At 70.8% G+C, this 20,238-nt stretch carries 21 protein-coding genes; 14 read left to right on the top strand and 7 right to left on the bottom strand.

The features are described from left to right. The first annotated feature begins 15 nt into the window (after positions 1–15). Both glnE and rrtA read left to right on the top strand, forming a co-directional pair. A complete protein-coding gene (gene glnE, locus VFR90_RS15015; RefSeq protein ID WP_326406959.1) occupies positions 16–2,895 on the top strand; it encodes a bifunctional [glutamate--ammonia ligase]-adenylyl-L-tyrosine phosphorylase/[glutamate--ammonia-ligase] adenylyltransferase in 2,880 nt (959 codons plus the stop codon). Continuing rightward, complete coding sequence (gene rrtA, locus VFR90_RS15010) at positions 2,879–3,487, top strand: rhombosortase (RefSeq protein ID WP_326406958.1); 609 nt, start codon at positions 2,879–2,881, stop codon at positions 3,485–3,487. Before glnE ends, rrtA begins: the two co-directional genes overlap by 17 nt. 4 nt (positions 3,488–3,491) lie before the next feature. On the opposite strand, the gene VFR90_RS15005 is transcribed toward rrtA, so the two are convergent. Then, positions 3,492–3,968: an adenylyltransferase/cytidyltransferase family protein gene (locus tag VFR90_RS15005; protein WP_326406957.1), complete on the bottom strand. Its 477-nt coding sequence runs from the start codon at positions 3,966–3,968 to the stop codon at positions 3,492–3,494. Between the two features lie 78 nt (positions 3,969–4,046). Between VFR90_RS15005 and VFR90_RS15000 the strand changes: the two genes are divergently transcribed. Further along, positions 4,047–4,697, top strand: a complete 651-nt coding sequence (locus VFR90_RS15000) for a glutathione S-transferase family protein (RefSeq protein ID WP_326406956.1) — start codon at positions 4,047–4,049, stop codon at positions 4,695–4,697. Positions 4,698–4,706: 9 nt separating this feature from the next. Here the strand turns inward: VFR90_RS15000 and VFR90_RS14995 are convergent, their stop codons facing one another. The 4 genes from VFR90_RS14995 to VFR90_RS14980 form a co-directional block, all read right to left on the bottom strand. Continuing rightward, positions 4,707–5,939, bottom strand: a complete 1,233-nt coding sequence (locus tag VFR90_RS14995) for a lipase family alpha/beta hydrolase (protein WP_326406955.1) — start codon at positions 5,937–5,939, stop codon at positions 4,707–4,709. Positions 5,940–5,994: 55 nt separating this feature from the next. Next, complete coding sequence (locus VFR90_RS14990) at positions 5,995–6,867, bottom strand: diiron oxygenase (RefSeq protein ID WP_326406954.1); 873 nt, start codon at positions 6,865–6,867, stop codon at positions 5,995–5,997. Positions 6,868–6,938: 71 nt separating this feature from the next. After that, on the bottom strand, positions 6,939–8,498 hold the full coding sequence (locus VFR90_RS14985; RefSeq protein ID WP_326406953.1) for a cryptochrome/photolyase family protein: 1,560 nt from the start codon (positions 8,496–8,498) through the stop codon (positions 6,939–6,941). Positions 8,499–8,502: 4 nt separating this feature from the next. Next, positions 8,503–9,456 carry a MerR family transcriptional regulator gene (locus VFR90_RS14980; RefSeq protein ID WP_326406952.1) on the bottom strand — a complete coding sequence of 318 codons (954 nt, stop codon included), beginning with the start codon at positions 9,454–9,456 and terminating at the stop codon, positions 8,503–8,505. Positions 9,457–9,626: 170 nt separating this feature from the next. Between VFR90_RS14980 and VFR90_RS14975 the strand changes: the two genes are divergently transcribed. The 4 genes from VFR90_RS14975 to VFR90_RS14960 all read left to right on the top strand — a co-directional run bounded on the left by VFR90_RS14975 (position 9,627) and on the right by VFR90_RS14960 (position 13,863). Next, entirely contained in the window at positions 9,627–10,163 is a 537-nt protein-coding gene (locus tag VFR90_RS14975) for a glutathione peroxidase (RefSeq protein WP_326407121.1), read from the top strand. 268 nt (positions 10,164–10,431) lie between these two features. Further along, complete coding sequence (locus tag VFR90_RS14970; RefSeq protein ID WP_326406951.1) at positions 10,432–11,763, top strand: NAD(P)/FAD-dependent oxidoreductase; 1,332 nt, start codon at positions 10,432–10,434, stop codon at positions 11,761–11,763. Next, positions 11,760–12,569, top strand: a complete 810-nt coding sequence (locus tag VFR90_RS14965) for a DUF1365 domain-containing protein (RefSeq protein ID WP_326406950.1) — start codon at positions 11,760–11,762, stop codon at positions 12,567–12,569. The genes VFR90_RS14970 and VFR90_RS14965 overlap by 4 nt, the downstream gene beginning before the upstream one ends. Positions 12,570–12,603: 34 nt before the next feature. Next, entirely contained in the window at positions 12,604–13,863 is a 1,260-nt protein-coding gene (locus VFR90_RS14960) for a class I SAM-dependent methyltransferase (protein WP_326406949.1), read from the top strand. Between the two features lie 3 nt (positions 13,864–13,866). Here VFR90_RS14960 and corA read toward each other — a convergent pair whose 3' ends face one another. Further along, positions 13,867–14,826 (bottom strand): magnesium/cobalt transporter CorA, encoded by a 960-nt coding sequence (gene corA, locus VFR90_RS14955; protein WP_326406948.1) that lies wholly within the window; start codon positions 14,824–14,826, stop codon positions 13,867–13,869. Between the two features lie 224 nt (positions 14,827–15,050). Here corA and hpf point away from each other — a divergent pair, with 224 nt between their 5' ends. From hpf to hprK, 3 genes are all read left to right on the top strand, one after another. Further along, complete coding sequence (gene hpf / locus VFR90_RS14950) at positions 15,051–15,395, top strand: ribosome hibernation-promoting factor, HPF/YfiA family (protein WP_326406947.1); 345 nt, start codon at positions 15,051–15,053, stop codon at positions 15,393–15,395. Positions 15,396–15,609: 214 nt separating this feature from the next. Continuing rightward, positions 15,610–16,080: a PTS sugar transporter subunit IIA gene (locus VFR90_RS14945; RefSeq protein WP_326406946.1), complete on the top strand. Its 471-nt coding sequence runs from the start codon at positions 15,610–15,612 to the stop codon at positions 16,078–16,080. Between the two features lie 49 nt (positions 16,081–16,129). Beyond that, positions 16,130–17,086 carry an HPr(Ser) kinase/phosphatase gene (hprK, locus tag VFR90_RS14940; RefSeq protein ID WP_326406945.1) on the top strand — a complete coding sequence of 319 codons (957 nt, stop codon included), beginning with the start codon at positions 16,130–16,132 and terminating at the stop codon, positions 17,084–17,086. A gap of 1 nt (position 17,087) precedes the next feature. Here the strand turns inward: hprK and fur are convergent, their stop codons facing one another. Beyond that, positions 17,088–17,522, bottom strand: a complete 435-nt coding sequence (gene fur / locus VFR90_RS14935) for a ferric iron uptake transcriptional regulator (RefSeq protein ID WP_326406944.1) — start codon at positions 17,520–17,522, stop codon at positions 17,088–17,090. A gap of 153 nt (positions 17,523–17,675) precedes the next feature. Between fur and VFR90_RS14930 the strand changes: the two genes are divergently transcribed. The 4 genes from VFR90_RS14930 to VFR90_RS14915 are packed head-to-tail and all read left to right on the top strand — an operon-like array spanning position 17,676 to position 20,205. Beyond that, positions 17,676–18,254, top strand: a complete 579-nt coding sequence (locus tag VFR90_RS14930; RefSeq protein WP_326406943.1) for an outer membrane protein assembly factor BamE — start codon at positions 17,676–17,678, stop codon at positions 18,252–18,254. Beyond that, entirely contained in the window at positions 18,251–19,072 is an 822-nt protein-coding gene (gene dapB / locus VFR90_RS14925; RefSeq protein WP_326406942.1) for a 4-hydroxy-tetrahydrodipicolinate reductase, read from the top strand. Before VFR90_RS14930 ends, dapB begins: the two co-directional genes overlap by 4 nt. After that, positions 19,072–19,764: a MotA/TolQ/ExbB proton channel family protein gene (locus VFR90_RS14920; protein ID WP_326406941.1), complete on the top strand. Its 693-nt coding sequence runs from the start codon at positions 19,072–19,074 to the stop codon at positions 19,762–19,764. The genes dapB and VFR90_RS14920 overlap by 1 nt, the downstream gene beginning before the upstream one ends. Positions 19,765–19,767: 3 nt before the next feature. After that, on the top strand, positions 19,768–20,205 hold the full coding sequence (locus tag VFR90_RS14915) for an ExbD/TolR family protein (protein ID WP_326406940.1): 438 nt from the start codon (positions 19,768–19,770) through the stop codon (positions 20,203–20,205). The last annotated feature ends 33 nt before the right edge of the window (positions 20,206–20,238 follow it).

The raw sequence follows: 20,238 nt of genomic DNA, 5'->3' as shown, positions 1-20,238 counted from the left end.
CGCGCGAACGCTGCCATGGCCGAGCCGAGCACCGGGCCCGTCGTCGATGCGCGCAGCGCGCGCGCCGAGCACTCGCGCTTCGTGCAGCGGGTGCGGCGGCGCTATCCGGACGAGCTCGCGCTGCTCGCGGCCGACGCGGCGCTGCCGTTGCCGCGCGAGGCGATCGGCGCGCTGATCGACCGGCTGCAGGGCCGCGGCCGCGACCTCGCCGCGGCCTTGCGCATCGCGCGGCATGTGGTGCTCGAGCGGCTGGCGGTCGAGGACGTCGAGCGCGCGGCGCCGCTCGAGGCGATCGTGCACACGATGACCGCGCTGGCCGAAGTGACGCTCGACCGCGCGTTGCACGCAGCCTTCGCGCAGCACGACGCCAGGTACGGCGCGCCGCGGCGTGCCGACGGCGGGCGCGCGGCCTTCTGGGTCGTGGGCATGGGCAAGCTCGGCGCGCGCGAGCTGAACGTGTCGTCCGACATCGACCTCGTCTACGTCTACGACGAGGACGGCCAGACCGCGGGCGCCGCGAACGGCGCCGGCGTGGTGACGAACCACGAGTACTTCGCCCAGGTCGCGCGCACGCTGCACGCGCTGATCGGCGAGGTGGGCGACGACGGCCAGGTGTTCCGCGTCGATCTCGCGCTGCGGCCGAACGGGGCCTCGGGCCCGCCGGCGGTGAGCCTCGCGATGCTGGAGGAGTACTTCCTGGTGCAGGGCCGCGAGTGGGAGCGCTTCGCGTGGCTGAAGAGCCGCGTCGTCGCGCCGGCCGCGGCCATGAGCAACGGCGAGGCGCTCGGCCTGCGCGCGGCGATCGTGCCCTTCGTCTACCGCCGCTACCTCGACTACGGCGTGTTCGAGTCGCTGCGGCAGCTGCACCGCAAGATCCGCGAGGAAGCCGCACGCCGTGCCGCCGGCCGGCCCGAGCGCGCGAACGACGTGAAGCTCTCGCGCGGCGGCATCCGCGAGATCGAATTCATCGTGCAGGTGCTGCAGGTGGTGCGCGGCGGCCACTTCCCCGAGCTGCGCACGCGCACGACGCTCTCGGCGCTCGAGCGGCTGGTCGCCTGCGGCGTGATGAAGCCCGAGACCGCGACGCGCCTGGCCGAGGCCTACCGCTTCCTGCGCCGGCTCGAACACCGCATCCAGTACCTCGACGACCGCCAGACGCACCTGCTGCCGACCGAGGACGCCGACCTCGCGTGGACCGCGCATTCGTTCGGCTTTGGCTGCGCCGACCCGACCTGCGGGCTGCTCGACCAGCTCTGCACCCATCGCGAGTTCGTCGCCAACGAGTTCGACGCGCTGCTGCACGACGGCCGCGCCACGACCGCGATCAGTGGCTGCCGTGGCTGCGGCGGCATGCAGCCCTCGCTCGACAGCGAGGGCTTCCTCGAGCGCATGCCTCAAGACGTTCGCGAGCGCCTCCGCACGTTCTGTGCAAGTCCGCGTGTCAAGGCGCTCAAGGACGAGTCGCGCACACGGCTCGCGAGGCTGATTGCTCGTGCGGCGCAGATCACGGGAGAAAGCGACGACGCAGCGATGTGCGCAGTCAACCCAGCGGCCGCGACGGATCCGGCTTTGCCGGACCGCTCGGGGCGCCCCCAGGGGCCACCAAGTGGTCCCTCCGGTGCCACGGGGGAGCCGCAAAGCGGCAACGGGGGGGTGCGTCAGTTCATCGACTGGATCGAGCCGCTGTTGCGGCGCGAGAGCTACCTCGCACTGCTCGCGGAGCGGCCCGAGGTGCTCGCGCGTCTGCTGCGCCTGCTCGGCCTCGCGAAATGGCCGATGCGCTACCTGATGCGCCATCCCGGCGTGATCGACGAGCTGGCCGACCGCCGCAGCCTCGAAGGCCGCTTCGATCGCGGCGCCTTCCTGCGCGAGCTCGACGACCGCCACGGCGCCTGGATGCGCGGCGGCCAGGCCGACGAGGAGGCCCTGCTTGACACGCTGCGCCGCGCGCACCACGCCGAGGTGTTCCGCACGCTGGTGCGCGACGTCGAAGGCGTGCTGACGGTGGAGCAGGTCGCCGACGACCTTTCGGCGCTGGCCGACGCGACGCTCGACTGCGCGATCCGCTGGGCCTGGCCGCACCTGCGCCAGCGCCACCGCGCCAGTCCGCGCTTCGCGGTGGTGGCCTACGGCAAGCTCGGCGGCAAGGAGCTGGGCTACGGATCCGACTTGGATGTGGTCTTCCTGTTCGCGCACGACGAGGGCGAGGATGCCGACCGCGCCGCCGAGGTCTACGGCGCCTTCGGCCGCAAGCTGATCACCTGGCTCACGCTGCGCACCGCGGCCGGCGAGCTGTTCGACATCGACACCGCGCTGCGCCCGAACGGCAATTCCGGGCTGCTGGTCACCTCGATCGACGCCTTCGAGCGCTACCAGACCGGCCGCGGCGGCAACACCGCATGGACCTGGGAACACCAGGCGATCACGCGGGCGCGCTGGTGCGCCGGGGACGCGGGGCTGGCGCCGCGCGTCGAGGCGGTGCGCCGCGCGGTGCTGACCGCCACGCGCGACGCCGCCGCGCTGCGCGACGAGATCCGCACGATGCGCGCGCGCGTCGCCGCCGCCCATCCGGTGCCCGCGGGCCGCTTCGACGTGAAGCACGGCGACGGCGGGATGATGGATGTCGAATTCGCCGTGCAGGCACTGGTGCTCGCGCACAGCGCCGCGCAGCCGACGCTGCAGGAGGACGCCGGCAACATCGCGCTGCTGCAGCGCGCCGAGGCGCTCGGGCTGCTGCCGGCCGGCGTCGGCGAGGCCGCGGCCGCGGCCTATCGCGAACTGCGCCGCGCGCAGCACCGCGCGCGGCTCGACGAACGGCCGACGGCCTTCGAAGGCGACGCCTTTGCCGGCGAGCGCGCGGCGGTGCGCGCGCTCACGCGTGCCGTCTTCGGCTGAGGCGGACCGGCGCGGCGCGCTGGCGTGGCTCGCCGTCGCCGCGCTGCTGGCGCTGCCGGCTGCGGCGGTGTTCTTCCTTGCGCCCGGTCGGCTTGATGCGCTGGCCTGGAAGCCCGAACTTGTGCTCGACCAGCCGCAGCGCGCCTGGACCGCGGCCTGGGTGCATCTGAGCCGGTCGCACCTGCTCGCGAACCTGGCCGGCGCCGCGCTGATCGCGGCCTTCGGCATCGCGGCACGCCTGCCGCCCGGCGCGGCGCTCGCCTGGCTGCTGGCGTGGCCGCCGACGCACTGGTGCTTGCTCGCGATGCCGGCGCTCGCCTGCTACGGCGGGCTCTCGGGGGTGCTGCATGCGGGCGTCGCGGTGATCGCGGTCGAGCTGGTCGCGCGCGAGGCGTCGCGCGACCGGCGGCTCGGCACCGCGACGGCCGCGCTGCTGTGCGCGAAAGTGCTGAGCGAGACGCCGTGGCGCGGCCCGCTCGCGCATCCGCCCGGTGCCGATTTCGCGACGGCGCCGATCGCGCATGCGACCGGCGCGGCGGCCGGCGCGCTGCTGGCGCTGGCGATCGTCGCGCTGCGGCGCCTGCGCTCCTGAGGCCTCAGCCGCGGATGCGCCGGACCAGCGAGGTCGTCGAGTAGCCCTCGACGAAGGGGATCGACAGCGAGCGGCCGCCCCAGCCGCGCACCAGCGTGGTCTCGGCGAGCGTCTCCATGTCGTAGTCGCCGCCCTTGACGTAGAGCTCGGGCCGCACGCGCCCGAGCAGCGCCAGCGGCGTCGGCTCGTCGAACAGCACGACGAGGCTCACGCTTTGCAGCGCGGCCAGCACCGCGGCGCGATCCGCCTCGGCGTTCAGCGGCCGGTCCGGCCCCTTGCCCAGGCCGCGGGCCGACGCATCGCTGTTCAGGCCGACGACCAGGCTGGCGCCGAGCGCACGCGCCTCGGCGAGGTAACTGACGTGGCCGCGGTGCAGGATGTCGAACACGCCGTTGGTGAACACCCGCGGGCGCGGCAGCGCGGCGATGCGCGCATCGAGCGCCTGCGGCGCACAGAGCTTGTCGAGGAAGTCGGCCGGCATCGCGGGATTGTCGCCGTCGCGTCAACGAGGCCGCGGGCCATCGACGACGATGCCGCGTCTTGTCAGGAGGCGCCTCCGATGATCACGCTGTGCGGCTTTTCGCTTTCGAACTACTACAACAAGGTCAAGCTGGTGCTGCTCGAAAAGGGCATCGCCTTCGAGGAAAAGACGGTCAAGACCGGCCTCGGCGACGCGGTGCGCGCGAGTTCGCCGCTCGCGAAGATCCCGTTCCTGGAGACGCCGCAGGGGCCGCTCGCCGAAAGCAGCGCGATCGTCGAGTGGATCGAGGCGACGCATCCGAACCCGCCGCTGCTGCCCGCCGATCCCTGGCAGGCCGCGAAGATCCGCGAGCTGAACGTCTTCCTCGAGACGCACCTGGAGCTCGCGGTGCGCCAGCTCTATCCGCAGGCCTTCTTCCGCTCGCCGCTGCCGGAGAAGTACGTCGAGCGGGTGAAGCCGCAGATCGAGCAGGCGATCGCCGCGGTGAAGCAGCTCGCGCGCTTCGAGCCCTACATCGGCGGCAGCAGCTTCACGCTGGCCGATTGCGCGGCCTTCGTGCACCTGCCGCTGGCGGGGCTCGCGACGAAGCTGGTCTACGGCAGCGACCTGCTGACGGCCGCCGGCATCGACTGGAAGAGCTACGTCAGGACGATCGAGCAGCGCCCTGCGGCGCAGAAGGTCAGCGCCGACCGCAAGAAGGCCGAAGCGGCGCTGGCCGCCGGCGGCTGAACCGGCGCCTCAGCCGCGGCGCAGCGGCGCCGCGAACCACTGCCGCAGCCGGCGGTAGGCGCGCGGGTCGCCGAGCATCTGCAGGTGCCCGAGCTCGGCGCCGATCCACTGCCGATCGGCGTCGAAGGCGAGCGCTTGGCGCGGGTCGTCGTGGCGGCCGAGCGCGCTGTCCAGCGGCACGAGGCCGTCGCCGAGCAGCCGGCTGCGCAGGTCGCCGCGCAGCGTGCCGGCAAGCGCGTGGCACGCGACGCCGGCGGGCAGCGGCAACGGCTCGCGCTCGGGGGCGTCGGCGAAGCGATCGCGCGCCGGCTCGCCCGCGGGCGGCGGCAGCAGCGTGCCGTGGCGCAGGTCGGTGATGCCCGCGCTGCGCAGGCGCGCGAGCCGGGCGAACGGCGCGCTGTAGGCGTTCGTCTCGAGCAGCAGGTCGATCCAGTGGCCGCCGCGCTCCAGCGGCGCGCCGTGGTGCGGCGTGCCGAGGAAGACCAGCCGGTCCAGCCGGCTCGCCCAGGGCTGGCCGGCGCGCCGGGCCTGCTCGATCGCGCTGCGCGCCACCAGCCCGCCCATGCTGTGCCCGACGATGCTCAGCTCGCGCAGCGGCAGCGGCCAGGCCGCGACCAGCGCCTGCATCTTCAGCGCGAAGGCGAGGCCGTTGTCGGCGATCGCGCGGCCGCTGTTGTAGTGGAGGTAGACCGGCGTGACGCCCAGGTCGCGCGCGAGCGCCGCGCCGTGGTCGTGGCCTTCGTGACGCCATTGCAGGTCGTTCATGCACAGCCCGTGAACGAACACCGCGAGCCGGTCGCCCGGGTGGCGCAGCACCGCGGCGAGCGACGCCGGCTGCAGGCGCAGCGCGCGCCCGGCGCTGCGCAGCGCCATGGTGACGGCGAGCGGATTGGCGCTCGCATGGAGGTGGTCGCCGAGCACGCCGTTCAGCGCCGCGACCAGCGCCTCGCGCTCGCTCGAGCGGCCGGCGGGCTGCGCGGGCCAGCGCTCGGCCATCGCGGCCAGCAGCCGGTCGGCGCCGTCGCCAACGACGCGCGTGATGCCGCGCACGCTGCGGTACACCAAGCCGGTGATGCCGTGCGTACGCTGAACCTCGTTTCGCGTCGGCCGGGGCGACAGCGGCCGCACGATCCGGCGGTGCAGCGCCTCGGCCAGGTCCGCGACGGCGATCACGCCTTCGGCGCCGAGCCGCACGGCGCCGCGCGCGTCCGAGGCGCGCGTGGCGGCCGGCTTGCGCTTCATCGGCGCGGCCAACAAAAAGGCCCGCGTCGCGGGCCTGGGTGCAGGGTGTCGGCGGTCATGCCGGCTGCGGGCCGGCCGGCGGCAGGCTCGTCGCCGAGCCGAGCTTCTGCATCACTTCCTTGCGGAAGCGGTTGAGCTCCTGCACCGAGTCGAAGCTGCGCTCCATCAGCAGGCTCATGTTGTGCAGGATGCGCTCGACGACCTTGTTCTCCCAGACGGCGTCGAACTGGATCTGCTTGTCGAGCCAGGCTTCGAGCCACTCGGGGTTGGGCAGGCGCGACTGGATGGTGTCGCGCGGGAACAGGCCGGCGTTCACGTGCAGGTTGGTCGGGTGCAGCGCCTGCGCGGTGCGGCGCGCGCTGGCCATCAACACGCCCACCTTCGCGAACGCGGCCTTGGCCTCGTCGCCGAACTTCTGCATCGCGCGCTTCATGTAGCGCAGGTAGGCGCCACCGTGGCGAGCCTCGTCGCGCGCGAGGGTTTCGTAGATCGCCTTGATGACCGGCTCGGTGTGCCATTCGGCCGCGCGGCGGTACCAGTGGTTCAGGCGGATCTCGCCGCAGAAATGGAGCATCAGGGTTTCGAGCGCGGGCGCCGGGTCGAACTCGAAGCGCACCTCGTGCAGCTCGGCTTCCGTGGGCACCAGCTCGGGCCGGAAGCGGCGCAGGTACTCCATCAGCACCAGCGAATGCTTCTGCTCTTCGAAGAACCAGACGCTCATGAAGGCGGAGAAGTCGCTGTCGTCCTTGTTGTCGCGCAGGAACATCTCGGTGGCCGGAAGCGCGGCCCACTCGGTGATGGCGTTCATCTTGATCGTCTGCGCCTGCTCCTCGGAAAGCTTGGACGCATCGAACGACGACCACGGGATGTCGGTGTCCATGTTCCAGCGCACCGCTTCGAGCTGCTTGAAGAGTTCCGGATAAAGCATGGTGGGCCTCGCGAAAGGGTGCGGAATTGTAGAAGTCGCTCAGTGACACGACCGGGTCATGCGGCTGAAGTTCAAAGGCTCTCGATCTGCGCCAGGACGCGCTCGGACTCGCTGCGGATCGCCTGCCGCTGCTCGCTGGACAACCGTGCCAGGTTCTTCGCCATGAACACCGTGCGCGGATTGCCGAGCAGCGCCTTCTCGTGGCGGTCGACGAAGCGCCAATACAGCACGGTGAAAGGGCAGGCGTCGTTCCCGCTGCGCAGCTTCGGCGAATACGGGCAGTGCCGGCAATGGTTGCTCTGCCGGTCGATGTAGGCGCCGCTGGCGATGTAGGGCTTGCTGGTGAAGCGGCCGCCGTCGGCGAACAGCGTCATGCCGGCGACGTTCGGCAGCTCGACCCACTCGATCGCGTCGACGTACACCGCCAGGTACCAGTCGGCGACCTGCTTCGGCTCGACTTCCGCCAGCAGCGCGAACAACCCGGTGACCATCAGCCGCTGGATGTGATGCGCGTAGCCGTGCGCGAGCGTCTGGCCAATGGCATCCGCGAGGCAGGCCATGCGCGTCTTGCCGGTCCAGTACCAGGCCGGCAGCGCCCGGCGATGGCCGTAGTGGTTGGCCTCGGCCAGCCGCGGCATCTCGAGCCAGTAGACGCCGCGGATGAATTCTCGCCAGCCGAGGATCTGCCGCACGAAGCCCTCGACGCCTTCGAGCGGCGCGCGCCCTTCCCGCCAGGCCCGTTCGGCCGCCGCAATGACCTCGCGCGGATCGAGCAGGTGCAGGTTCAGCGACGACGACAGCAGCGAATGCCAGCCCCAGGGCGTGTCGCTCCACATCGCGTCCTGGTAGCGGCCGAAGCTCGCAAGCCGCGTCTCGACGAAGCGCTCGAGCGCGACAAGGGCGTCCGCGCGCGTCACCGCCCAGCCGAAGGACGCGAGCGAGCCGGGATGTTCGGCGAACTCGCGCTCGACCAGCGCCAGCACCTCGCGCGTCGTCGCGTCCGGCTCGAAGCGCGCGGGCGGCGGGATCTCGCCGGGGCCGGTCTTCGGGAAGGCGGCGCGGTTGTCGGCGTCGAAGTTCCATTGGCCGCCGGCCGGCGTGCCGTCGGCCTCCATCAGCACCTCGTGCTGGCGGCGCTGCTCGCGGTAGAAGAACTCCATGCGCAGACTTCCGGCCTTGCTGCGCGAGGCCCAGCGCACGAAGTCGTCGCGCGAGCACATGAAGTGCGGATCGGGCAGCTGTTCGAGATCGACGCCGGCGGCTTCGGCCACTTCGCGGATGGCCCGCTCGAGCCGCCATTCGCCCGGCTCGAGCAGCACCAGCGCCCGCGGCTGCAGTTCGCGCAGCTCGGCTTGCAGGCGACCGACGAGCGTGTCGCCTTCGGCCGCTGCGTCTTCCAGGGCCAGGTAGCGCAGCGGCACGCCGGCGGCCAGCCAGGCGTCGCGGCGGTGGCGCATCGCGGCCAGGAAGATCGCGATGCGCGCCTTGTGGCTCCACACGTGCACCGCTTCGCCGCGCGACTCGATCATCAGCACGAGATCGCGCGTGCGGTCCATCGAAGCGACCGCGGGGTGGTCCTCGGCGAGCTGGTCCCCCAGGACCAGGATCAGCCGCCGCGGCGACCGCTGCATGACTTCAGCGCCGCGCCGCGCGCCAGCTGCGCAGCTGCAGCGCGATCTGTTCGAGCGATGCCAGCACGGTCACGCCCGGCACCGGCCTGCGGTGCAACACCGAGGCGCTGCCGCCGGCCCAGATCTCCACGGCCGGCGGCAGCTTGTCGCGCAGTTCGGCGAGACCCTCGCTGACGACCGTCGGCGCGAGCATCGAGGAAAAGCTCAGGGCGACGATGTCGGCGCGCTGCGCGGCGACCGCGCGCGTCAGATCCCACACCGGCGTCTGCACGCCGAGGCTCACGCAGCGGCAGCCCTCGAGCAGGAACAGCGGCTCGGCCATCAGCAAGCCGATGCTGTGCGGTTCGTTGGGGAAGGTGCTGAGCACCACGCACGGCCGGCTCGCAGGCTCGGCAGCCGGCACGCCGGCGATCGCCCGGCGCAGCACCACATGAACGGACTCGGTGTACAGGTGCTCCTCGAAGATCTCCAGGTGGCCTCGCATCCAGGTGTCGCCGATCAGCGTATTCAGCGGGGCGATGAGATCGATCACGAAGCGCGCCAGCCCCATGCTCAACGAGGCCTGCAGCAGCGCGCGGCGCAGCGCGTCGACGTCATGAGCGTGCACAAGGTCGAGGTAGGGCTGCAGATCGGGCTTTGGCGGCGCCACGAGCGCGAGCGGGCCGGGGTCGATGCCGGTGCTCTCGCTGAGCCGCTGCAATTCCTCGACGGGCCGCGACACGATGCGTCCGGGCCGGTGGCCGGCATCGAGCAAGCGCTTGATCACGCGCAGCTTCTCGACCTGATCAAGCGGGTAGGCGCGTTCGGCCTGGCCTTCGCGCTGCGGCGCAGGAAAGCCGTAGCGCCGCTCCCACATGCGCAGCGTGTCCTTGCTCAGGCCCGTGTCGCGCTCGACCGCGGCGATCGAGAGCGTCAGCGGCCGCGGCGCCCCGCCCGGCGAGCCGACGTTGTCGCCCAACGGCGTGGGGCGGTCATGCGGCGAAAACCGTTGCATGCAGGGCGTTGCGGCAGTGGCGGTGCGGCGCTTAGTATACGGACTTCGATGGTTTGTCCTGGACAGATAGGGGCAATAGCATGAATTTGTCGAAGCTCATGACTTGGTTCCCCCGCGCCGTGCACCTGTTCGGCATGGCGGCGCTTGCTGTCTTGCTGACCGGGACGCCGGTAGCGCAGGCCGCGACCTGCCCCGCCCTGCTTGACCGCACGCTGCCGCGGCTCCAGGACGAAAAACCGCAGGATCTTTGCCAGTACGCCGGCAAGGTGGTGGTGGTCGTCAACACCGCCAGCTACTGCGGCTTCACCTCACAGTACAAGGGGCTCGAAGCGTTGAGCGCGCGCTACCAGCCACGCGGGCTGGTCGTGCTGGGCTTCCCGTCGAACGACTTCGGCGCGCAGGAGCCCGGCAGCAACCAGGACATCGCGGCGTTCTGCGAAAGCACCTTCGGAGTCAAGTTCCCGATGTTCGCGAAGACGTCGGTGAAGGGCAGCAAACCGAGCCCCCTGTACGCCGAGCTTGCCAAGCGCACCGGCAAGACGCCCGGCTGGAACTTTCACAAGTACGTGATCGGCCGCGACGGCCAAACGGTGCTGAGTTTCCCGAGCCAAGTCGAGCCGGGCGACGCGGGCTTCGTCGCCGCTGTCGAAAAGCTTCTGGACACGCGATGACCGCCGCCAGGGTTCGTTGCAATTCGTTGCAGGCAACCGGGGAACATCGGGCGGGTGCCCCGTTCTCATTTGCCACTGCTGCGGCGCGGTCTCTTTCGGAGGCTCAAGATCGCGCTCCAGCACCAAGCTTTCTGCTGCGAAGCCTGTCTCCTTCGGGAGCGGCAATCCCGAGGCGGTCTCTCTCCTCCTCCCTCCCTCCCTCCTTCGTCTTGGGGCGCTTCGCAGCAACTTTGTTCACCGGGCCCATGACAGGCCCCGCTGCACGGCGATGAAGCGCCCCGAGCGCATCGCCGTCGTCGGCTCCGGGATCGCCGGGCTCGCCGCGGCCTCCGAGCTCGCTGGCCGCGGCTTCCCGGTCTCGCTGTTCGAAGCCGGCGGCTGGTTCGGCGGCCACAGCCACACGGTCGAGGTCGAACTGCCCGACGCCGCCGGCCGCCCGGTGCGGGCCGGCGTGGACACCGGCTTCCTCGTCTTCAATCACCGCACCTATCCCCAGCTGACGCGGCTGTTCGCCGAGCTGGGCGTCGAGACCGCGCCTTCGGAGATGTCGTTTTCGGTGCAGGTCGCGCCGCAGGCGGTATCGGGCCTGCGTGGCGTCGAGTGGAGCGGCTGCAACCTGAACACCGTCTTCGCGCAGCGGCGCAACCTGCTGCGTCCGGCGTTCCTGCGGATGCTGGCCGACCTGCTGCGCTTCAACCGCCTGGCCACCGCGATCGCCGAGCGCGCCGACGGCGCCGAGCAACAGGAAGCCATCGGCGACTTCCTCGACCGCCACCGCTTCGGTGCCGCGTTCCGCGACGGCTACTTCCTGCCGATGATCGGCTGCATCTGGTCGTGCCCGACCGACCAGATGCTGCGATTCCCGATCGCCACGATGATCCGCTTCTGCCACAACCACGGGCTGATCCGCATCACGAACCGGCCACAGTGGCACACGGTGCGAGGCGGTGCGAGGCAGTACGTGGACAAACTGGTCGCGACGATCGCCGATGCGCGACTGAACACGCCGGTCCGGCGCATCGAGCGTCAGGGCGGCGGCGTGACGCTCATCACCGACCAGGGTCGCGAGCCCTTCGCCGCCGTGGTGCTGGCCTGCCACAGCGACACCGCGCTCGCGCTGCTGGCCGAGCCATCCGCCGCCGAACGGGACGTGCTCAGCGCCATCCGCTACCACCCGAACCGCGCGGTGCTGCACACCGACACGGCGTTGTTGCCGAAGCGGCGCCTTGCCTGGGCCGCCTGGAACTACGAGCGCGCCGCGAACGCCTCGCGCGAGCAGGCCGGCGTGTGCCTGCACTACCTGATCGACCGGCTGCAGCCGCTGCCTTTCGCGCGGCCGGTGATCGTCTCGCTGAATCCGGTGCGCGAGCCCGATGCCGCGCAGGTGCACGGCGAGTGGCACTACAGCCATCCGGTGTTCGACCTCGCCGCGATCCGCGCGCAGCAGGCGCTGCCGTCCATCCAGGGCCGACAGGCAAGCTGGTTCTGCGGCGCCTGGGCCGGCTACGGGTTCCATGAAGACGGCCTGAAGTCCGGCCGCGCCGCGGCGGCGGGCGTGCTGGAGCGCTTCGGCCAAGTCGCCGAGCGCGCGGCGGCATGACGGCCGGCGTCCCGCCGGCGCGCGCGGCGATCGCTTTCGGCGAAGTGCGCCACAAGCGGCTGCGCCCGAGCGTGCACGCCTTCGCCTACCCGACCTACTTCCTGATGCTGCCGCTGCGCAGCCTCGCCCGCGCACCCGACCCCGCGCTGCCGCGCAACCGCTTCGGCCTCATCGCCTTCCACGACCGCGACCACGGCGACGGCGGCCCCGACGCGCTCGCCTGGTTCGAAGCGCTGCTGCGTGCCGAAGGCATCGGCGACGCGGACGGCGAGGTCTGGCTGCAGACCTACCCGCGCGTGCTGGGCCACGTCTTCAAGCCGGTGAGCTTCTGGTACGCGCACCGCAGCGACGGCACGCTCGCCGCGGTGCTGGCCGAAGTCAACAACACCTTCGGCGAGCGCCACGGCTACCTGCTGCGCGGCGAGGGCCTGCGATGGGGCCGCGAGGTCGAGGCGCAAAAGGCCTTCCACGTCTCGCCGTTCTGCGCGATCGAAGGCCGCTACCGCTTCCGCTTCCTGCGCAGCGCGCATCCGCCTGCGGCGGCCCTGCGTAGGTGGCCGGGTGCTTTCGAACACCTCGTCGCGCGCGTCGACCACGACGACGCCCGGGGGCCGCTGCTGCAGACCAGCCTCAGCGGTAGCCTCGTCGCGATCGACCGTGCCGCACTGTGGCGCGCGTTCTGGGGCACGCCGCTGATGAGCCTCGGCGTCGTCGCGCGCATCCACTGGCAGGCACTGCGCTTGTGGATGCGGCGCGTGCCCTTCTTCAGCAAGCCCGCGCCACCGGCGGCCTTCATCAGCCGCTGATCCTCGACCTGTTTCGCACCGATCGCTCGAACCGATGAACTCCCGCACGCAGTCTTCGCTGGCTTCCGGTCTGGCCTCGGCCTTCCACCCCGCCCTGTTGCCCGCCGGCGCGCCGCCGGCCGCGCGCGCCGTCTTCAAGCTGATGGCGAAGCTGCGCCACGGCCAGCTCGACGTGCAGCTGCCCGACGGCTCGACCAACCGCTTCGGCCAGCTCGGCGGCGATGCGGACGTGCGCGCCGCGATCGGCCTGCGCAACTGGAAGGTCTGTGCAGCGGCACTGAAGCGCGGCGACATCGGCTTTGCCGAAACCTATCTCGACGGCGACTGGAGCACGCCCGACCTCGCCGCGCTGCTGCGCCTCTTCATCGCCAACCGCGACGAGGTCGAGTCGGTGGTCTACGGCACCTGGTGGGGCTCACTGCTGCATCGCGCGCGCCACATGCTGAACCGCAATTCGCGGCGCGGCAGCAAGAAGAACATCCACGCGCATTACGACCTCGGCAACGATTTCTACCGGCTGTGGCTCGACTCGACGATGAGCTACTCGAGCGCCTGGTTCGAAGGTGACCGCAGCCGGCCGATCGAGGCGGCGCAGCAGGCGAAGTTGCGGCGCGCGCTCGCCGAAGCCGGCGTGCGCGAGGGCGCGCGGGTGCTGGAGATCGGCTGCGGCTGGGGCAGCCTGGCCGAGATCGCCGCGCGCGACTTCGGCGCGCGGGTCACGGGCCTGACGCTGTCGTCCGAGCAGCTCGCCTACGCGCAGCAGCGGCTCGAGGACGCCGGCCTCGCCGATCGCGCGCAGCTGCGCTTCCAGGACTACCGCGACATCGCCGACGCGCCCTTCGACGCCATCGTCTCGATCGAGATGTTCGAAGCCGTCGGCCGCGAGTACTGGGCCGGCTACTTCCGCACGCTGCACGCCAAGCTCAAGCCGGGCGGGCGCGCCTGCATCCAGAGCATCACGATCCGCGACGATCTCTTCGAGCGCTACCTGCGCAGCACCGATTTCATCCAGCAGTACATCTTCCCGGGCGGCTGCCTGCCGAGCGCGAGCGCGTTCGAGGCCGAGGCGGCGAAGGCCGGGCTCGTCGTGGAGCGCCGCTTCGCCTTCGGTGCCGACTACGCCGAGACGCTGCGCCGCTGGCGCGAACGCTTCCTCGCCGAGGAGGCCGGCGCACGCAAGCTCGGCTTCGATGCGCGCTTCATGCGCATTTGGGAGTTCTATCTCGCCTACTGCGAGGCGGCCTTCGACACCGGCAACACCGACGTCGTGCAGTTCACCCTGCTCAGGCCCTGAGACCTACAGCCAGCCCTTGCGGCGGAAGTACCAGAAGGGCGCGATCACCGAAGAGACCATCAGCGCGATGGCGTACGGGTAGCCGAAGCGCCACTGCAGTTCGGGCATCGCGTTGAAGTTCATGCCGTAAATGCTGGCGATCAGCGTCGGCGGCAGCAGCGCGACGCTCGCCACCGAAAACAGCTTGATGATCTTGTTCTGATTGATGTTGATGAAGCCAACGGTGGCGTCCATCAGGAAGTTGATCTTGTCGAACAGGAAGGCGGTGTGCGAATCGAGCGAATCGAGGTCGCGCAGGATCTGCCGGGCCTCCTCGAACTGCTCGGCACCGAGCATGCGGCTGCGCATCATGAAGCTGACCGCGCGGCGCGTGTCCATCACGTTGCGTCGGATGCGGCCGTTCAAGTCTTCCTGGCGCGCGATCGCGGCCAGCACCTCGGCGGCGGTCTGGTCGTTGACCTCGGACTGCAGCACGCGCTGCGAGACCTTCTCCAGCGCGTCGTAGATGCCCTCGAGCGAGTCGGCCGAGTACTCGGCGTCGGCGTCGTACAGCTTGAGCAGCACGTCCTTCGCGTCGTCGATCAAGGCCGGCGTGCGCCGCGCACGCAGGCGCAGCAGCCGGAACACCGGCAGGTCCTCGGCGTGGATCGAGAACAGCAGCTTTTCGCGCAGGATGAAGGCGACGCGCACGTTGCGCGCGGTGTCGTCGTCGTGGACCAGGAAGTCCGAGCGAATGTGCAGGTCGCCGGCGTCGTCTTCGTAGAAGCGGGCCGATTCCTCGAGGTCGTCATCGACGATGTTGTCGGGGATCGTCAGGCCGAAGCGGGCGGTGATCCAGCCCTTCTCCTCGGGCGTCGGACTTTCCAGGTCGACCCACACCGGCTGCACGTGGGCGAGCGCCTGAGCGCTTTCGATCTCCTCCTGGAACAGCCGCCCGCTGGCGAGCGTGAAGACGTTCAGCATGCCTACTCCGGGGGCGCGACCGGGTAAGCGCCGCCAACCGCGTGAATTATGGCCGGCGACCCCGGGCCGACGCCCGCCGACGAGCCACGCGGCGAAGGGTCACCGTCTTGTCATGCCCTGGCCTCGCGCGCACACTGGACCGAAGGTTTTCGCGTGCTGCTCGGCTACGCGCCCTGCGTCGTCAAGCAGCGGTTTGTCCCACCCTGTTCGAGAAAGGCGGCCCCATGAATCTGACGATCAGCGGACATCACCTCGAAGTGACTCCTTCCCTGCGCGAATACGTGCTCACCAAGCTGGACCGCGTCACCCGCCACTTCGATCAGGTGGTCGACATCAACGTGCTGCTGAGCGTCGAGAACCAGAAGGAGAAGGAACGAAGGCAGCGCGCCGAGGTGAACCTGCATGTCAAGGGCAAGGACATCTTCGTCGAGTCGGCGCACCAGGATCTGTATGCCGCGATCGACGAGCTGATGGACAAGCTCGACCGCCAGGTCTGCCGCCACAAGGACCGCCTGCAGGACCACCACCATGCGCCGCCCAAGCGGCTGGCCTCGCGCGATCTCCAGTGAAGGCAGCGAGCTGTACCAAAACTGAGCGGCCTTCGGGCCGCTTTTCGCTGGCTGACCGGGCACCGGCGTTGCCAGACTGCAACCGAGCCCCCGGATGAGCGTTTGCCGCTGGATGTAGGCCTTGGAGCGCTTAGGCTCGTTTCTATAATTTTGCGAGCGCAAAAGCAGCACGGCCCCGGCCAAGAGCCCCCTCGAAACCGCCGCCGCTTCCTCCATGAACCGTCTGTCCGCCATCCTGCCTGCGAGCAACGTGCTCGTAGACGTGGAAGCCACCAGCAAAAAGCGCGTCTTCGAGCAGGCTGGCGTGCTCTTCGAGAACCACCACTCGATCGCACGCGCCACCGTCACCGACAACCTGTTCGCCCGCGAGCGGCTCGGATCGACCGGCCTGGGCCACGGCGTTGCGATCCCGCACGGCCGGATCAAGGGCCTGAAGAACCCGCTCGCCGCGGTGGTGCGGATGCAACAGTCGATCGGCTTCGACGCACCTGACGACGAGCCGGTCTCGCTGCTGATCTTTCTGCTGGTGCCCGAGGCGGCGACGCAGCGACACCTGGAGATCCTCAGCGAGATCGCCGAGCTGCTGAGCGACCGCGCGCTGCGCGAGAAGCTCAAGACCGAGCCCGACGCGGCCCGGTTGCACGAGCTGATCGCGAACTGGGAACCGCTGAAGTCGGTCGCGTGAGCGCGATGCGCGGGCCGGCGCCGCGCTCGACCGCCAGCTCGGTATCGCCGTGAAGCCCACCGTCATCAGCGCCGAGGCGCTGTTCGAAGCCCATCGCGCGGTGCTGCGCTGGGAGTGGATCGCCGGCCATGCGCATCCCGAGCGGCGCTTCGACGAGATCGCGGTGCGCGACGCGCAGTCGGCCGCCGATCTGGTCGGCTACCTCAACTACATCCACCCCTACCGGGTGCAGATCGTCGGCCGGCGCGAGGTGCGCTACTTGCTCGACTGCACGCCGGAGGATCAGGAACGCCGCATCGCGCGCATCGTGACGCTCGAGCCGCCGGTGCTGATCGTCGCCGACCACCAGCAGCCGCCGGACCGGCTGGTGGCGCTGTGCGAGCGCGCCGACATCCCGCTGTTCGTCACCACCGAGTCGGCCGGCCACGTGATCGACGTGATGCGAGCCCACCTGAGCCAGCACTTCGCCGAGCGCAGCACGCGCCACGGCGTGTTCATGGACATCCTCGGCGTCGGCGTGCTGATCACCGGCGAGTCGGGCCTCGGCAAGAGCGAGCTCGGGCTGGAGCTGATCTCGCGCGGCCACGGCCTGGTGGCCGATGACGCGGTCGATCTGTTCCGCGTCTCGCAGACGGCGATCGAAGGCCGCTGCCCCGAGCTGCTGATGAACCTGCTCGAGGTGCGCGGCATCGGCCTGCTCGACATCAAGGCCATCTTCGGCGAGACCGCGGTGCGCCGGAAGATGCGCCTGAAGCTCATCGTCCACCTGGTGCGCAAGGAGACGCTCGAGCGCGAATTCGAGCGCCTGCCCTACGAGCCGCTGCACGAGGACGTGCTGGGCGTTCCCGTGCGCAAGGCGGTGATCGCCGTCGATGCGGGCCGCAATCTCGCGGTGCTGGTCGAGGCCGCGGTGCGCAACACCATCCTGCAGCTGCGCGGCATCGACACCTACAAGGAGTTCATCGCGCGCCACCGCGTCGCGATGGACGGCGACGAGCCCGCCTGAGCTACTTGCGCACCGGCCGGTGCGGGCAGTTCTTCTTCGTGCAGGTCGCGTACAGCGACAGCGCATGCTCCTGCAGCGCAAAGCCGCGGTCGGTGGCGATCGAGCGCTGACGCGACTCGATCTCCGCGTCGAAGAACTCCTCGACGCGGCCGCAATCCAGGCACACCAGATGGTCGTGGTGCTGGCCCTCGTTCAGTTCGAAGACCGACTTGCCCGACTCGAAGTGGTTGCGCGACAGGATCCCCGCCTGCTCGAACTGCATCAGCACCCGGTAGACGGTGGCCAGGCCGATGTCGGAGTGCTCGGCCAGGAGGATCTTGTAGACGTCCTCGGCGGTCATGTGCCGCACCGAGGCCCGCTGGAACACCTCGAGGATCTTGATGCGCGGCAGCGTCGCCTTCAGGCCGCTGCTCTTCAGTTCGTCGGCTTGGCTCATGCGGATCTCGCTCGGCGCGGGGCTTACGGAAGGCGGTCGCCCTGACGGCGCCCACTAGAATTTCTCGATCATACGAGCGCGTTCGCCAGCTCCTGGCCGCATCACGAGGACGCGCTTTCCCCTGACTCCTCAGCGCCCGAGCGGCTCCATCCCATGCGTCTCGCTGCCTTCCGCCGCACGGCCGGTCTTCTGCTCGCGGCCCTCGCGACCGCCGCTCTCGCGGCCTGTGCGTCGCAGCGCACCGCCGACAGCCTGTTCGGCGTGATCACGCCCTACCGCATCGAGGTGGTGCAGGGCAACGTCGTCACCCGCGAGATGGCCGCGGCGGTGAAGCCCGGCATGAGCCGCGCGCAGGTGCGCGACGCGCTCGGCTCGCCGCTGCTCACCGACATCTTCCATGCCGATCGCTGGGACTACGTGTTCACGATCCGGCGCCAGGGCGCGCCCTACCAGCAGCGCCGGGTCACGGTGCTGTTCGACGGCGAGCTGATGAAGTCGATCGAGTCCGACGAGCTGCCGTCCGAGCGCGAGTTCGTCGTCTCGATCGACACCGCGCGCACCAAGTCCGGCAAGGCGCCCAAGCTTTCGCTCGACGACGAGCAGCTGCGCGCGTTGCCCTCGCCGAAGGCCGCGCCGGCACGCAGCGCCGCGGCGTCGGAGGCCGGCGAAGGCGCGGTCGGCCCCGCGCGCACCTATCCGCCGCTCGAGGCCGCGAGCGGGGCACCGCAGTGAGCGCGCCGGCCGGCCGGCGCCGGGTCGCGATCGCCGGCGTGTCGGGGCGCATGGGCCGCATGCTGATCGAGGCGGTGCTCGCAGCCGACGACTGCGTGCTCGCCGCCGCACTCGACCGCCCGGGCAGCCCCCTCGTCGGCCAGCCTGCCACCGCCTTCCTCGGCGACGCGAGCGGCCCGACGGTGGGCGACGACCCGCGCGCCGCGCTCGCCGGCTGCGACGTGCTGATCGACTTCACCCGCCCCGAAGGGACATTGGCGCACGTGGCCGTCTGCCGCGAGCTCGGCGTGCAGATGGTCATCGGCACGACCGGCTTCGATGCCGCCGGCAAGGCGGCGATCGCGGAGGCCGCCGGGCGCATCGCGATCGTGATGGCACCGAACATGAGCGTCGGCGTCAACCTCGTGTTGCAGTTGATCGCCACCGCCGCGAAGGCGCTGGCCGAGGGCTACGACATCGAGATCGTCGAGGCCCACCACCGCCACAAGGTGGATGCGCCGAGCGGCACCGCGCTGAAGAGGGGCGAGGTCGTCGCCGAGGCGCTCGGGCGCGACCTGAAGGCCTGCGCGGTCCATGGCCGCGAGGGCGTCACCGGGGAGCGCGACCCCTCGACCATCGGCTTCGCCACCGTGCGCGGCGGCGATGTCGTCGGCGACCACACGGTGATGTTCATGGGCGCCGGCGAGCGCGTCGAGATCACCCACAAGTCGAGCAGCCGCGCCACCTACGCGCAGGGCAGCCTGCGCGCCGTGCGCTTCCTCGCCGGCCGTGCGAGCGGCCTGTACGGCATGGATGCGGTCCTCGGCCTGGCCCGCTGATGGACGGGCTCGGCGAGTTGTGGCGCGCCGGCGATGCGGTGACGCGCGGCGTGGCGGCCATGCTGCTGACGATGTCGGTCGCGGCCTGGGTGCTGATCGTCTGGAAGGGCTGGCTGCTCGGCCGCGTGCGGCGTGATCTCGCGCGCGCGATCCCGGTGTTCTGGTCGGCGAGCGACGTGGCGACCGCGCGAGCGCAGCTCGTCGCCTTCGACCGCGAAGCCACCTTGCAGCCGCTGGTCGATGCCGGCTTGCAGGAGGCGCGCGGCGGCACCCTCGAGGCCGCCGCGCAGCGCGGCTCGCAGCTCACGCGCCGGCTGCGCGACGCACTGCACCGCGTGCTCGCGCAGCTGCGCTTCGGCCAGGTGGCGCTCGCGTCGATCGGCGCGACCGCACCCTTCATCGGCCTGTTCGGCACGGTCTGGAGCATCTACCACGCGCTGCTCGGTCTCGCCGGCGGCGGCAGCTTCGGCATCGAGCGCATCGCCGCACCGGTCGGGGAGGCGCTGGTCATGACGGCCGCCGGCCTCGCGGTCGCCATTCCCGCGGTGCTGGCCTACAACGTGTTCGGCCAGCAGGTGGGGGCCTGCGAGGCGGAGCTGGAGGGTTTCGCGCATGACCTGCGCGAGATGCTGCTGGATGCGCAAGCGGCGGCCGGCGGCAGCCCGCTCGCGCGCCTCGATCCCGCGGGCTGAGCGATGCCCTTCGGCCGCCTCGAACGCACCGCCGCGCCGGCGCCGATGAGCGACATCAACATGACGCCGCTGATCGACGTGATGCTGGTGCTGCTGGTGATCTTCATGATCGCCGCGCCGCTGATGGCTTCGAGCCTGAAGCTCGACCTTCCGGCAAGCGACGCCGCGACGCCAGCCGACGCCGGCGAATTCCTCAGCCTCGCGATGACGGCCGACGGCGCGCTGCAGTTCGGCGAAGGCACGCGAACCGAGGCGATCGACGAAGCGGCGCTCGACGCGCGCCTGGCCGAAGCCGCGCGGCGCCAGCCGGGCATCGAGGTGCAGTTGCGCGCCGACGAGGCGGTGGCCTATGGCCGCGTGGCCGCGTTGATCGGCCGCCTGCAGGCCGCCGGCCTGAACCGCATCGCCTTCGTCGCAAGGGCCGAGCCGCCGCCCCGTTGACGGCCGCCCGCCGGGGCACGCGCGAAGCCTCGC

Source organism: Methylibium sp., assembly GCF_035762065.1.
GTDB lineage: Bacteria > Pseudomonadota > Gammaproteobacteria > Burkholderiales > Burkholderiaceae_C > Methylibium.
This window is presented reverse-complemented; position numbering and strand designations above follow the sequence as displayed.

Bases quoted from the DNA above. Each gene is read 5' to 3' on its own strand.
- glnE (WP_326406959.1), top strand. From the start codon at position 16: ATGGCCGAGCCGAGCACCGGGCCCGTCGTCGATGCGCGCAGCGCGCGC.
- VFR90_RS15005 (WP_326406957.1), bottom strand. From the start codon at position 3,968: ATGCCGGCCGACTTCCTCGACAAGCTCTGTGCGCCGCAGGCGCTCGAT.
- VFR90_RS15000 (WP_326406956.1), top strand. From the start codon at position 4,047: ATGATCACGCTGTGCGGCTTTTCGCTTTCGAACTACTACAACAAGGTC.
- VFR90_RS14995 (WP_326406955.1), bottom strand. From the start codon at position 5,939: ATGAAGCGCAAGCCGGCCGCCACGCGCGCCTCGGACGCGCGCGGCGCC.
- VFR90_RS14990 (WP_326406954.1), bottom strand. From the start codon at position 6,867: ATGCTTTATCCGGAACTCTTCAAGCAGCTCGAAGCGGTGCGCTGGAAC.
- VFR90_RS14985 (WP_326406953.1), bottom strand. From the start codon at position 8,498: ATGCAGCGGTCGCCGCGGCGGCTGATCCTGGTCCTGGGGGACCAGCTC.
- VFR90_RS14975 (WP_326407121.1), top strand. From the start codon at position 9,627: ATGGCGGCGCTTGCTGTCTTGCTGACCGGGACGCCGGTAGCGCAGGCC.
- VFR90_RS14970 (WP_326406951.1), top strand. From the start codon at position 10,432: ATGAAGCGCCCCGAGCGCATCGCCGTCGTCGGCTCCGGGATCGCCGGG.
- VFR90_RS14965 (WP_326406950.1), top strand. From the start codon at position 11,760: ATGACGGCCGGCGTCCCGCCGGCGCGCGCGGCGATCGCTTTCGGCGAA.
- VFR90_RS14960 (WP_326406949.1), top strand. From the start codon at position 12,604: ATGAACTCCCGCACGCAGTCTTCGCTGGCTTCCGGTCTGGCCTCGGCC.
- corA (WP_326406948.1), bottom strand. From the start codon at position 14,826: ATGCTGAACGTCTTCACGCTCGCCAGCGGGCGGCTGTTCCAGGAGGAG.
- hpf (WP_326406947.1), top strand. From the start codon at position 15,051: ATGAATCTGACGATCAGCGGACATCACCTCGAAGTGACTCCTTCCCTG.
- VFR90_RS14945 (WP_326406946.1), top strand. From the start codon at position 15,610: ATGAACCGTCTGTCCGCCATCCTGCCTGCGAGCAACGTGCTCGTAGAC.
- fur (WP_326406944.1), bottom strand. From the start codon at position 17,522: ATGAGCCAAGCCGACGAACTGAAGAGCAGCGGCCTGAAGGCGACGCTG.
- VFR90_RS14930 (WP_326406943.1), top strand. From the start codon at position 17,676: ATGCGTCTCGCTGCCTTCCGCCGCACGGCCGGTCTTCTGCTCGCGGCC.
- VFR90_RS14920 (WP_326406941.1), top strand. From the start codon at position 19,072: ATGGACGGGCTCGGCGAGTTGTGGCGCGCCGGCGATGCGGTGACGCGC.
- VFR90_RS14915 (WP_326406940.1), top strand. From the start codon at position 19,768: ATGCCCTTCGGCCGCCTCGAACGCACCGCCGCGCCGGCGCCGATGAGC.